The 13,743-nt window shown below is 42.6% G+C and carries 10 protein-coding genes; 3 read left to right on the forward strand and 7 right to left on the reverse strand.

Translation table 11 applies throughout. The annotated features are described in order from the left end of the window. Nucleotides 1-35: 35 nt before the first annotated feature. The 3 genes from priA to NQ550_RS17110 form a co-directional block, all read right to left on the reverse strand. Complete coding sequence (priA, locus tag NQ550_RS17100) at nucleotides 36-2,255, reverse strand: replication restart helicase PriA (RefSeq protein ID WP_025578169.1); 2,220 nt, start codon at nucleotides 2,253-2,255, stop codon at nucleotides 36-38. A 26-nt stretch (nucleotides 2,256-2,281) separates the two neighbouring features. Next, a complete protein-coding gene (locus NQ550_RS17105) occupies nucleotides 2,282-3,739 on the reverse strand; it encodes a UDP-N-acetylmuramoyl-L-alanyl-D-glutamate--2,6-diaminopimelate ligase (protein WP_025578170.1) in 1,458 nt (485 codons plus the stop codon). Between the two features lie 296 nt (nucleotides 3,740-4,035). Next, on the reverse strand, nucleotides 4,036-5,847 hold the full coding sequence (locus tag NQ550_RS17110) for a DUF7507 domain-containing protein (protein WP_025578171.1): 1,812 nt from the start codon (nucleotides 5,845-5,847) through the stop codon (nucleotides 4,036-4,038). 691 nt (nucleotides 5,848-6,538) lie between these two features. Between NQ550_RS17110 and arcC the strand changes: the two genes are divergently transcribed. Next, nucleotides 6,539-7,471 (forward strand): carbamate kinase, encoded by a 933-nt coding sequence (arcC, locus tag NQ550_RS17115; RefSeq protein ID WP_025578173.1) that lies wholly within the window; start codon nucleotides 6,539-6,541, stop codon nucleotides 7,469-7,471. Nucleotides 7,472-7,634: 163 nt separating this feature from the next. Here arcC and nrdD read toward each other — a convergent pair whose 3' ends face one another. The 3 genes from nrdD to NQ550_RS17130 form a co-directional block, all read right to left on the reverse strand. Further along, on the reverse strand, nucleotides 7,635-9,770 hold the full coding sequence (gene nrdD, locus NQ550_RS17120; RefSeq protein ID WP_020993622.1) for an anaerobic ribonucleoside-triphosphate reductase: 2,136 nt from the start codon (nucleotides 9,768-9,770) through the stop codon (nucleotides 7,635-7,637). Between the two features lie 119 nt (nucleotides 9,771-9,889). Continuing rightward, on the reverse strand, nucleotides 9,890-10,078 hold the full coding sequence (locus NQ550_RS17125; RefSeq protein WP_025578175.1) for a hypothetical protein: 189 nt from the start codon (nucleotides 10,076-10,078) through the stop codon (nucleotides 9,890-9,892). A gap of 20 nt (nucleotides 10,079-10,098) precedes the next feature. Continuing rightward, a complete protein-coding gene (locus tag NQ550_RS17130) occupies nucleotides 10,099-10,887 on the reverse strand; it encodes a hypothetical protein (RefSeq protein WP_025578176.1) in 789 nt (262 codons plus the stop codon). 288 nt (nucleotides 10,888-11,175) lie between these two features. Between NQ550_RS17130 and asnA the strand changes: the two genes are divergently transcribed. Further along, nucleotides 11,176-12,183 carry an aspartate--ammonia ligase gene (gene asnA, locus NQ550_RS17135; RefSeq protein WP_008706487.1) on the forward strand — a complete coding sequence of 336 codons (1,008 nt, stop codon included), beginning with the start codon at nucleotides 11,176-11,178 and terminating at the stop codon, nucleotides 12,181-12,183. A gap of 108 nt (nucleotides 12,184-12,291) precedes the next feature. Further along, nucleotides 12,292-12,717 carry a CBS domain-containing protein gene (locus NQ550_RS17140; RefSeq protein ID WP_022380489.1) on the forward strand — a complete coding sequence of 142 codons (426 nt, stop codon included), beginning with the start codon at nucleotides 12,292-12,294 and terminating at the stop codon, nucleotides 12,715-12,717. Between the two features lie 78 nt (nucleotides 12,718-12,795). Here the strand turns inward: NQ550_RS17140 and NQ550_RS17145 are convergent, their stop codons facing one another. Continuing rightward, complete coding sequence (locus NQ550_RS17145; protein ID WP_259838205.1) at nucleotides 12,796-13,710, reverse strand: bile acid:sodium symporter family protein; 915 nt, start codon at nucleotides 13,708-13,710, stop codon at nucleotides 12,796-12,798. Nucleotides 13,711-13,743 lie beyond the last annotated feature (33 nt).

Raw genomic sequence — 13,743 nt, forward strand, 5'->3', positions numbered from 1 at the left:
CTTCAGTAATGAGATTTTGAAAAAATCTGCCATAATTAACTGAAATCAAATTGTATGTATATTTTCCGGAAACCGGAATTTATCTCTATGTATTTCTCCAGCTGGTCTTTGATATGTACCAGCGTTTTATGATCTTTATGTTTTAAATAGATAACCTGTCTGTAAATATCCTTAACTTTTCCAACTGACGCATATGCCGGGCCAATGATATGCAGGTCATTTTCTCTGTATATCCTTTCTATATAAAGTTTCAGATAATACATGGCCTGAACCAGTTTCTCATCTTCCGGACCTGAACCCAGAACTGCCAGCATATGTGCCGCAGGCGGATAATCCAGAAGCATACGGTAACTCATCTCTTCCTCATAGAATGCCTGATAATCCTGCACTGCCGCCGCCTGAATACTGTAATGATCCGGATGATAGGTCTGGATCACTGCCTCTCCCGGTTTTTCCCCCCGTCCTCCCCGGCCGACTGCCTGACAGAGAAGCTGAAAGGTACGTTCCGCACATCGATAATCCTCTGCATTCAGCGAAAGATCCGCTGCTACTATTCCCATGAGTGTGACATCCGGAAAATCATGCCCCTTAACGATCATCTGTGTTCCGATCAGTATATCTGCCTCATGAGCTGCAAAAGCTGCAAGGATCTTTTCATAGCTGCCCTTGGTTCTTGTTGTATCAAAATCCATTCTGAGAGTCCTGACTTCTGGAAAATCTTCCCGCACTACCTTCTCGATCTGCTGTGTTCCTGCCTTAAATCCGCCAATATAAGGCGATCCGCACACCGGGCATATCCGGGGTTTTCCTGTCTCATATCCACAGTAATGACATAAAAGCCTTTCATTATTATGCTCCGAAAGAGAAACATCACAATGCGGACACTTCATCACATGTCCACAGGACCGGCAGGATACAAAACCTGCGTATCCTCTTCTGTTCAGAAAAAGCATTACCTGTTCTTTTTTCTCAAACCGGCCTTTCATCTTTTGCCGGAGTTCTCTGCTCAGTACAGACCTGTTTCCTGCTTTTAATTCCTCACGCAGGTCTACGATAGAAACCCGGGGCAGAGGTCTGCTTCCATATCTTGTTGTCAGCCTGACCAGACTATATTCCCCATTCATTGCCTTACTGTAGGCTTCCACTGATGGAGTAGCTGAACCCATTACCACATTTGCATGTTCTAAAACAGCTCTCCTGATTGCAGTTTCCCTTGCATGATAACGGGGTGTGCTTTCACTTTTATAGCTTGATTCATGTTCTTCATCAATAATGATCAGTCCCAGACTGGCAAATGGCGTAAACAGCGCAGATCTGGGACCGATCATCACCTGGACTTCTCCCTTTTTCGCACGTTTAAACTGATCATAGCGTTCTCCCTGAGACTGTCTGGAATTGATAACTGATACTTTATCCCCAAATCTGGCATAAAATCTGCGTACCGTCTGATATGTCAGAGCAATCTCCGGGATCAGCACGATTGCGTCTTTTCCCTGAGAAAGCGTCTGCTCGATCAGCTTTATATACACCTGGGTTTTCCCGCTCCCTGTCACTCCCTCGATCAGTACAGGCTTCGGCGATGGTTTTTTCCACTCTCTCTGTATCTGCTTTACTGCCGCTTCCTGTTCATCTGTAAGCGGCATTCGCCTTTCTCCGGAAATATCACCTGTATTCAGTGAAGTTCTCATTATCTCATCATATTCTATGCGGATAATCCCCTGCTCCTGAAATTTCTTTACAACAGCAGAAGTTGTCCCCAGTTCTTTCGCCGCATGTGTATAATCCAGTCTTTTTTTCTCCAGAAGTTCCCTCAGAAGTCTTGTTCTGGCTTTAAACCTTGTTTGTTCAAGTTCTTTCAGCAACTGCGCTCCCGCCTCTTCGGAAATATCCAGGCATATATATTTTTTCTCTTTTGCCTTGATTTTCTCCTGGATAGGAAGTACTGTCCTGAGAGCCTGGATCATGGTGGAACCATAATTTTCTCTCATCCAGGCTGCCAGGGCGATCAGTCTGGATTCCGTAGTCTCTTCTCCACTGCAGATTTCACTGATTTCTTTAATCTTTTCGGGAGCAATTTTCGGTTTATCTGACAATCCGATCACATATCCTTTACGCACCCGGCCGGCATTTCCAAAAGGGATGGCTGCCACCATCCCTGCCTTTATTTTCTTCTCCAGCCTTTCCGGTACACGATATTGAAAACTCCGGTCCAGTTTATCACTGGAAATATCAATTATTATATCAGCATATATCATGAACTTATTCCTGTTTGACCCGCTACCTATTTACCAGCAAGAATATCTGCGATCAGGACACGTTCATCCATAGGATATTTCTTTCCTTTAATTTCCTGATAATCCTCATGTCCCTTACCTGCCAGAACTATAATATCCCCCGGCTCTCCATGATGGATCGCATAGGCGATGGCTTCTTTTCTGTCCGGAATCTCTACATATTTTCCATCGGTTTTCGCCATACCGATCTTGATATCATCGATGATCGCCTGTGGTTCTTCATCACGTGGATTATCAGAGGTAATGATGGTAAGGTCTGCAAGCTTTCCGGAAACCTCTCCCATCTCATAGCGGCGAAGCTTTGATCTGTTGCCTCCGCATCCAAACAGACATACCAGTCTGTGGGGATGATATTCTTTCAAAGTGGTCAGAAGACTCTCCAGAGCCATGGCATTATGCGCGTAATCGATCATCAGAGTAAAATCATCGGATACTTTTACCATTTCGATACGGCCTTTTACCTTAGCTACTTTTAAGGCTTTGAGAATGTTTTCTTCCGAAACCTTAAAATGACGGCAGATCGCGATTGCTGTCAATGAATTGTAGATGCTGAATTTACCGGGAATATCTATCTCCACATGAAAATCCAGAAGTCCTTTCAGATGGTAGGAAATACCCAGATATCCTTTACCTCCGACCAGCTTTGCATCTTCCGCACGAAGGTCTGCTTCCGGTGAAAATCCATAAGTTTCCAGGCTGCATGTATGACCTTCAATAATTTTCTCGAAATGTTCATCATCTCTGTTTACAATTCCTACCTTGCACTGTTTCAGAAGTAAGGACTTGCATCTGAGATAATCATCAAAATCCTTATGTTCATTTGGTCCGATATGATCCGGCTCAATATTTGTAAAAATACCAAAATCGAAAACAAATCCCTGAGTTCTGTGAAGCATCAGTCCCTGGGAGGAAACTTCCATAACCACACAGTCACAGCCGGCTTCTGCCATCTCATGGAAATATTCCTGAATCACATAAGACTCCGGTGTTGTGTTCTTTGCAGGAATCACTTTGTCACCGATGATCGCTTCAATGGTTCCGATCAGTCCCACTTTATATCCGGCATTTTCCAGAATAGATTTTACCATATACGTAGTGGTTGTTTTTCCTTTTGTTCCTGTGATACCTATTGTTTTCAGTTTCTCTGCGGGATATCCGAAATATGCGGCAGAAATAAACGCCATTGCATATCGTGTATCTTTCACAAGAATGACTGTCACATCTTCCGGTGCTTCCACAGCTTCTTCCACGATCAGAACCTTTGCCCCTTTTGCAACTACATCCGGCACAAATTTATGGCCATCCACCACTGCACCGCGGATACAGATAAAAAGAGAGCCCTCTTCTACTTTCCGGGAATCATAAATCACATTTTTTACTTCCTGGTCTGTACTGCCCTGAAGACATGTATATTCCAGCTTTTCCAGTAAGGATATTAATTTCATTTTAATCCTCCATATCATTTCCTGCCTGCCTGAATTTTATACAGCCTCTACGGCCATTTCGTTACTGTTCACTCCGTTCACAGTAACTTAGCCAAAATTCATTCCAGATTGCCTGCGGCAATAGAATTTTGGCTTGTATGTCTCGGGATTTTGGCATATTCATGCCAAAACACCTCGCGGGATAGTGATGTGTGAACAGTAACGCAATTTCTTTAAAGTCAGGCAGAGGTGTTTTACTAAAGCGTATATTCTATATAAGAATAGCACACCTCCCCTGTCGTTTCAACGTTGTTTCTCTACTTCTGCTGTTTTTTTGTCTTCCTGTAACAGAATGCACTGACTCCGGACATGATTGCAAAAATCCCCAGTACAATATACAAAGCCGTTTCTGTCTCATCTCCTGTACGTGGTTTGGAAGCAGTAGTATAAGCACTTCCGGACTTTGAGTCATATCCATAACTCTGGGAAGCCAGAGATGCCGGTTGCGGCGTAACTGTAACAATATTATCAGTTTCCTTTAATTCTACGTTTGCCTTAGATGTCATTGCCTGTGTACCAGTCTCATCAGATGTAACGATTACCTCATTGATCAATTCCTGACTTGCCATATATTGTGGAACAGTCACTGTGGCGTAAAGTGCAAAAGCCTCTCCCGGTGCGATCTGCGGAATCAGAGCCTGTGTGCCTGTGCTGTTTAATGTTACGCCCTCTTTCCTGACAAAGTTTGCCTGAATACCGGCATTTTGGAATCTTTCTGTACTGAGAACCGAATGAAGTGTTCGCTCACCCGTATTCCTGATGCAGATCTGATATGTGATCGTATCTCCCGGATATGCCTGTGTTCTGTCCGCAGTTTTCTCCACCTCAAAAGCCGCCTTTAATGCAATGACTTCTGTTTCGACTGATTTCTGACATCCAATACTTTCTTCCTTTCCCGGATATTTCGCTTTTACAGTTACTGTATGAATAAGCTCTCCTGCCTGCTCTTCTGTAAGCTGTACTGTCATCTGGAGATTTCTGATTTCTCCTGCCTTAAGACCTGAAATAATTCCCTGCATACCATTTGCAGTAAATCCCTCTTCCTGTTTCCATTCGGCTTTTATATTATCCTGAGAAAAAACACTGGATATCTCTATATTTTCCAGAGGTAATTCTCCTGTATTCTCTACAGACAATATATAAGTAAAGTTCTGCCCTGCACGTACCTCTTTCGTCTCCTGCTGTAACCGGGCTGTGATCCCTGTTTTTGCCTCCTGTACGGAAAGCAGAGCTGAAGGAGTTTCTGCAACAGTCCGGGTTTCATCCCCTGATTTCATCCAGAAATACGCACCTGTCCCCTCCCAATCTTTGCAAAGCGGTGCATCCTGGCACAGAGGATAATCTGTTTTTACAGAAGAAATACGATATTCTTCACGCAGAGACACCGGCACTTTCATGGTAAAGATATCTGTTTCCGCATCTGAAAGTGCAGTCTCACAGGTCAGCTTTGTAATCTGGGTTGTCTCACCTTTCTTATTTTGTATCTGTACGGATTCAGCCTGCAGATCATTCTTTAACGCTTCTGCATTTACCTGAAAATATTCTGAAATATATACAGTCAGAAAATATCTGGTTTTATCTTCCCTGATCTCATTTTGGTTCTCCTGCTCACTCTGTTGTGTCTGTCCGGTTTCTGTGTCAGATCCTTCTGCGTTTTCTTCTGCCTTCCGGTATTCTTCGCTTTCTATATCTTCTATATCTATTACTGCACTCTCTGATTCACACTCTGTATTTTCGGAATCCACTTCATCTGTCGTATTTTCTGCTGCTTCTGCTTCTCTCACTTCGCCATCCCATGTACTATTTTCCATCTGCAACTGTCCGTTCTCCGAAGCAGTATTTTCCTGTTGACTTTTGTACAGTTCTTTCAGACCGCTCACTTCCAGTGTCAGTTCTGCCTGAAATTTCTCTTCATCGATCCACTGTGCACTCTGCTTTAAACCCACAGCAGGAACATATAACTCTGCAGCTTCAAATTCTGCTGCTGATACTGCTCCTGCTCCCAAAATCCCGACAGCAGCCGTTATCATGACTGCTTTTTTTAACTGATTCCATATTCTTTTTTCCATTCTCTCATTCTCCTGAATTTTTATTCTATGTCATCTGAGGTACTTTCACTGTCAGAATGATATCGGTACAGTATCTTTCGAGATTATAAGTTCATATCCACAGACATACGCATCTCTCCTCTCTGTTTTGCACAATAAATAAGATTTTCAGAGTTTCTGCTCAGGATTCAAAACCATCTCCCGGACTATCAATAAATAATTGGAAATTTTTGCACCGGACCGGTGCGTGAAAATAAGAATACTGATAACGGCTGTTGCCGATGAATCTACTTTAGCATGTCTATGCTATAAAAACAAGATACCACTTTTTATTTTTCGTATTTGTTTATAATTCTTTTATAAATTTACCGATTGTTTCAGAAATTCGACATACTTTGAACATAATTTTCCCATATAATAGGTCTTGGATAGATGAAAAACCACTCTCTATCTCCCCCCTCAAAAAAACAAAACAGCTCTCACAGAAATGTGAGAGCTGTTTGTTTTTTGTTACTGTTCACTGATAATATCCCGCGAGGTGTTTTTTGAGTTATTTTCTATTGCAATTCTACTGGCAGTCTTTTATAATGTAGGATATCAATATGATTGAATATTTATGATATCAGTGATAAAAAATTTCAAAAATCTTTATATATAAGATCACCCCGCAGATATCATATTTACAGAACATGAAAGAATCGAGGTAATTCCCATGAGCGAAAAAATTACAGTAGTTGCACTGGGCCACAGAGCATTAGGAACCACCTTACCGGAGCAGAAAATCGCTACAAAAAAAGCAGCCAAAGCTGTCGCAGATCTTGTAGAAGCCGGAAATCGTGTAGTCATTTCCCACAGTAACGGTCCACAGGTTGGAATGATCCACACAGCCATGAATGAATTTGGCAAAACACATCCTGACTATACATTTGCACCTATGTCCGTATGTTCGGCAATGAGTCAGGGCTATATCGGATATGACCTCCAGACCGCAATCCGCGCAGAACTTATTTCCCGAGGTATTTATAAACCGGTAGCTACTATCCTTACACAGGTTGTCATTGATCCATATGATGATGCTTTCGCTGAACCTGAGAAGATCATCGGACGTGTCCTTACAGAAGAAGAGGCTGAAACTGAAGAAAGCAAGGGAAACTTTGTCACTAAACTGGCTGACGGCACTTATAAAAGAATCCTGGCAGCTCCGAAACCGCAGAAAATCGTAGAGCTTGAAACAATCCGCACACTTGTAGATGCGGGCCAGGTAGTAATCGCAGCAGGCGGCGGCGGAATCCCGGTTATGGAACAGGGAATCGATCTTCATGGTGCAAGTGCGATCATTGAGAAAGACCTTTCCAGCGGACTTCTTGCACAGGAATTAAATGCAGATACTCTTCTGATCCTTACCAGTATTGAGAAAGTAAGTCTGAACCTCGGTCAGGACAACGAAGAATATCTTAATACAATTTCTGTAGATGATGCTAAGAAATATATGGCTGACAATCAGTTTGCCCCAGGCTCCATGCTTCCTAAATTCGAAGCCGGAATCTCTTTTATCGAAAAGGGAGATAACAGAAGAACGATCATCACAGATATTGCGCATGCAAAGGATGGATATTTCGAAAAAACCGGAACTATCATTAAATGATTCTATAGCAATCCTCGTAAATAATACATTTAAGAGGATTGCTATATTTTATCTGACAATACAAAAAGACATATACCAGAGCAATACATATCATCTTGCCGGTATATGTCTTTTAATTATCATATTATGATGTCAGATTCAAAAGTTTACCCCTGACCTGATATTACATAGATTTACGTTCCGCAATCTCTGCCATCTTCGCTTCGTTCAGACGAGTATCACCATGCACACGGCTGTAGGAAAGATATCCGTTCATACGGTCAATCTTTGTCAGATTCTTGGAACCGCAGACCGGACACACGTCCATTTCAAGTTCCTCATGTCCGCAGTCATCACAGTAAGCAAGGGAAAGATTTACTCCCTCATAATATCCCAAAGACATGGCTCTGCGAATCAGAGTGCGTATTGCTTCACGATTATAATCGATCGGATAACGTACATACTGAATCTTACCGCCGTTGCACAACTCCCAGAAACGTCCCTCCAGATCCTGTTTTTCAATCGGAGTTACATCTTCAGTCACATGACAGTGGAAACTGTTGCTTACATAAGGACGATCAGAAACCCCTTTCACAATGCCATACATCTTACGGAACTGTTCCACCTGCAGTCCGCATAAACTCTCTGCCGGTGTTCCATAAATTGCATAAAGATAACCATCTTTCTCTTTAAATTCATTTACTTTCCTGTTGATATATTTCAGCACATCCAGTGCAAACTGCCCGTCTTCAGCAATGGATTTGCCATTGTAAAGTTCCTGGAGTTCATTTAATGCAGTGATTCCGAAGGATGCTGTCATTGGTTTCAGAATCTTGCCAATCTTTTCATTCGGTTTCAGATGTCCACCGTAAAATCCTCCCTCACAATATGCCAGCGGGTTGGTTGACGCACGCATCTGTCCCAGATAATCATAGGTACGGATATGCAGATTACGGATCATCTCAAGATAGAAATCCAGCACTTCGTAGAAATCCCTGCTCTCTGCTCTGGCTTTGGCAAGGATCATTGGAAGATGAAGGCTTACCGCACCGATGTTAAATCTTCCCACAAACACAGGAACATCCTTATCATCTGCCGGATACATACCGCCTCTCTCGTACCAGGGGCTTAAGAACGCACGACATCCCATAGGACTTATAACCTTTCCATACTGCTTGTACATACTGGAAATATATCCTTTTCCTGACATGGACAGCCAGTCCGGATACATAGTCTTGGCAGAACAGTCAACCCCTGCCTCAAATACATCCTCACTGATCTTGCCTTTTCCATGGATATTTTCATCATAAAGGAATACGATTTTCGGGAAGAGTACCGGTTTCTTGCGTCCTGCCTTACCCTGTCCGCCTTTATGCACTTCAAGAAGAGAAATACTTGCCATCTTCTCGAACTGCTTTATTCCAAGTCCAAGAGTTACAGTTACAAATGGATAATCCCCTCTGGAAGATCCGACTGTATTCAGCTTATACTCAATCCCCTGCCATCCCTGGTCAAAATCTCTGCGGACTTTGTCAAGCGCATACTCGATCGCACGTTCTTCACGTCCTGTCCAGCTCTCGTCAGAGTATTTCATAAATTCCTGGATATATTTATCGTAACTCTTCTGTGCATAAGGTGCAAGGATCTTGTCTACTTCCGGTACTGTGAATCCGCCATACTGCTGTGCAGCAGTGCTCAGGATAATATCACCCATAACATCAAACGCAGTATCCAGTGTCTTAGGCTCATTGTACCATACATTTCCCATCTCAAATCCGCCGCTGAGTACAGATGCCACATCAAAGAGACAGCAGTTCATGGTATCCAGACGTGCAGACTGGTCATGAATATAAATATAACCATCTTTACATGCCTGAAGTTCATTACGATTCATAAAAAATTTACGATAAAGCTCTTTGTTCAGTTCATTAAAGATCAGGCTTCGCTTTGTAGCTACAAGCGCACTGTCTGTATTGGCATTACTCTTATCACCAATATAACGGATTGCCTGACTCTTGGTATATACATCATCCATCATATGGATAAAGTCAAGTTTGTAATTTCTGTAATCGCGGTAGCTCTTAGCCACTGCCGGGTTCACTCTCTCAAGTGCTCCCTCTACGATGTTGTGCATCTCCTGGATCTCTATCTCATTCTTTCCCAGTGCCTCCGCATGTTCTTCCGCAAACTGGCAGATAAATTCCTTCTCTTTATCCGAAAATGTGTATAAAATTCTGGCTGCCGACTTATTTACTGCTGCTACGATCTTCTGTGAATTAAACTCTTCTCTCGTACCATCTTTCTTTATAACATATATCATACCTTTTGCTCCCATATACAATATATAGTATTTTTTCTTTCATTCACCACAATTCTCTCTATATGTGGTACGTTTAACAAGTATAGCACAGTCTCTGACAAAAAGAAAGGGGCAAAAAATTATTCGTCATATTGCTGAATTTGATACATGGCAAGATAATTATCTTGACCATCCAGAGATACCACAGATACCTCATCCCCGGCATGTAATTCTATTTTCTCCTCGTGGTCTGCTTCGTCAAATTTTACAGTTTCATCTTTTCCTGAAGAACTTCTGATTTCCAGAGCAACCTTCTCCCAGCCGGACACTATCCTGTATTCTCCCGGATCTATTGTAAAATCATACCCCTGGTCACTGGCATCTGTATCGCAATCTCTGATGCAGTATCATCCGTTCTGACAATATAATTCTCTCCGGTGAACATATACCAGTCCGGATTGCCCCTCTGTTCATCCTGTCCGTTCTTTACTGCACTGATAGTCTCAGACCAGTCATCTGTCCAGTTATTCTCATTACTTTCATTACTTTCATTATTTTCATTACTTTCATTATTCTTATTACTCTCATTTACTTCATCAGAACTGCTGTCATCAAAAATACTGTTGAGATCTATGTCAAACTCATCATAGATAAATTCTTCTATCCTGTATCCAATCGTATCCCAATTCTCTGCCATCTGACCTATTATTACCATCAGAATCAGCACAATGATCCAGAAAATTTTGCCTGCCTTGCCGCTCTTTTTCTTCTCACTTTTTGCTGTCTTTTTTCCGGTACTGTATGTACGGGCAGTCTGTGCGCTGTACGACTGACCTGATGTTTTCTTTGTCCCTGATGTTTGTATTCTTGAAGTTTGTACTTTTGTATTTTGCATTCTAATAGTCTGTGTTCTGGCAGACGAAGTTTTTGCAGCTTTGGGAACTGTTTTATTTCTGTCAGACAAAGGGATCTCGTTCTCTGCCATTGCTTTTTTCACCTTTGCCGAAGCATGACGATAGTGCTCTGAACGGTCTTCGTTCAGATGATACAGTTCCATATCATTTCTATATGGCATTCCACAATATTTACACCTGCCGTTTACAATTGGTCCATCACAGACCTGACACCTTTTTCCCATATATCTTCCCCCTGAGTTTTATATAAATTTAACGCTTCATTCATTTACACATTTATTTTAACATTTCGCCCCAATCTTGCAAAGCTGAAATTGTGTTACTGTTCGTTCTGTTCTCCGTAACCATAATATCCCGCGAGATACTTCCAAATGAACAGTAATAATTGTCAAACTACCATTTTCCTGTTATAATAGCGTGGGAAAAGATAATGGATATTCAGTAAACAACAATATTTTTTATCAGTTTGCCATAAAATATGCAAATACAGAAATTACAGGAGGAATCCACTCATGGAACAGATTAAAATTCCTGACGGGTATCAGTCATCTTTAAATCTTCACGATACCCAGATTGCCATTAAAACTGTGAAAGATTTCTTTCAGCAGACACTGGCTCAAAAACTGAATCTGCTGCGTGTTTCCGCTCCGGTATTCGTTAATCCGTCATCCGGTCTGAACGATAACTTAAACGGCGTGGAACGTCCGGTAAGCTTTGATATCAAAGGCCAGCCGGAGAATGCTGAGATCGTACACTCTCTCGCCAAATGGAAGAGATATGCATTACAGAAATATGGCTTTGCTCATGGTGAAGGACTTTACACAGACATGATCGCGATCAGAAGAGACGAAGATCTGGACAATATCCACTCCGTATACGTAGATCAGTGGGACTGGGAAAAGATCATCAGCAAGGAAGAACGCAACATGGACACACTTGTTTCCACAGTACGTGCTATCTACAGCGTTCTCCGCAAGACCGAAAAATACATGGCTGTTCAGTACGATTACATCGAAGAAATCCTTCCGAGAGAGATTGCATTTGTCAGCACTCAGGAACTGGTCGACATGTATCCTGATCTCACTCCAAAGGAACGTGAATACAAGATTGTCAAGGAAAAAGGTGCCGTATTCCTTATGCAGGTCGGCAAAACCTTAACCAACGGAGAACGTCATGACGGACGTGCACCGGACTACGATGACTGGGAATTAAACGGCGATATCCTTGTTTATTATCCTGTTCTCGACATTGCTCTGGAGCTTTCTTCCATGGGTATCCGCGTTGACGAGGATGCGCTTGACAGACAGCTTACCATCGCAGGATGTGATGACAGACGCGAGCTTCCTTTCCAGAAAGCAATCTTTAACAAAGAACTTCCATATACTATCGGCGGCGGCATCGGCCAGTCCCGTATCTGTATGTTCTTCCTCAGAAAAGCACACATCGGTGAAGTACATGCTTCCCTGTGGCCGGAAGAAGTAATGAAAGAAGCAGCAGCAAAAGGAGTACAGCTTCTGTAAAAAAGCCGTAAACCTGGAATACTCAGAGATCACAGACACACAGATGTGTAAATACACAATGTATATCTGAGTGCCTTATCAGACAAATGTAACGGGGCGAATACAACAGTGAATATTTTATTTTTTTTAACACCTAAAAGTGATGTAGCATATATATTTGAAAATGAGACTCTTCGTCAGACTCTTGAGAAAATGGAACACAGAAAATTTTCCTGCATTCCGCTTCTGAGTCTGGACGGGAAATATAAAGGAAGTATTTCCGAGGGTGATCTTCTCTGGGGAATGAAAACCTTAAATGTTCCCGGACTGAAAGAAGCAGAGAGCATTTCCATTATGGCAATCCCGCGAAGAGCAACATATAAGGCAGTTCACGCAGATTCTGACATGGAGGATCTGCTGGACAAGGCAATCAACCAGAATTATGTTCCGGTTGTAGATGATCAGGGATACTTTATCGGCATCATCACCCGTAAAGAGATCATCAAATACTGCTACAAAGAACTGAAGAAATATATAAAAGCTTCAGATTCATAAAAAGAGCTGCCGCATTGCAATTTTTCAATTGCTAATGCGGCAGTTCTTTTTATATTCTTTATAACGCCTCAGCAGACCTCAACAAAATTCCTGTTTTTCCTTTTTCTGTGCCAGAAGCTTTCCGAACAATGCTGCCAACACCTGCTGAAACAGAGTTCCGATCATTACCGGAAACATAACTTCCCCCGGAAAATATGCAGCTGCGATCACCGCTCCTGCGCTGATATTGCGCATCCCGGTTCCATACATCATGGAAACCGCCGTACTGCGATCCTTTCGGAAGATATACGCCACAAACCAGCCGAGTGCATATCCGGAAGCAGCCAGGACAAGGATTGCCAGTGCAACCTTCACCCTCTGCATATTCATATCCCGGATATATGGTGCTACTTTGGAAGAATTGGACGTTACCACAAATATCAGTGCCAGCTTTGAAAAAGGCGCTAGCTTTCCCGGCCATGTTTCCATTACTTTTCCATCTGTGATCTGATTTAATACCATCGCAACAACAGCAGGAAGCGCAACCATAAATATCAGTTCCCGCATCATCCTGGCAGGATCTATGGTCACCGCAGAGCCCAGCAGGATCTTCAGCGTAGCCGGGATCAGAAAAGGTGCCAGTACCGTATCCAGCACTACCAGAGACAACGACAGAGGACTGTTTCCATCATAAATCGTCACCCACATCAGACTTACCACTGCAGTGGGAACTGCAAACTCCAGTACCATTCCGGTGATCAGCTCCATGTTATTTCCAAAGAAAAGATGGCCTGCCCCGCAGGATGCTGTCGGGATTACCACATGGACCAGAAGCATGATAATAAGCAGTGAGCCCGGATGTCGGAATACATTTGCCACATCTTTAAATCTTGACTTCAACGCCCCGGCAAATGTCATAAATGCAAATACGGCCGGCACATAAGGCAGACCGCATTTGGCAATATCAGGAAAGCACACCCCCAGCAACAGACAGGTCGGTGTCACCAGGGCCATCCATTTTTCTATAAAACTGTTAAATTTTCTCAG

The organism is Blautia wexlerae DSM 19850 (assembly GCF_025148125.1).
Classification (GTDB): Bacteria; Bacillota; Clostridia; order Lachnospirales; family Lachnospiraceae; genus Blautia_A; species Blautia_A wexlerae.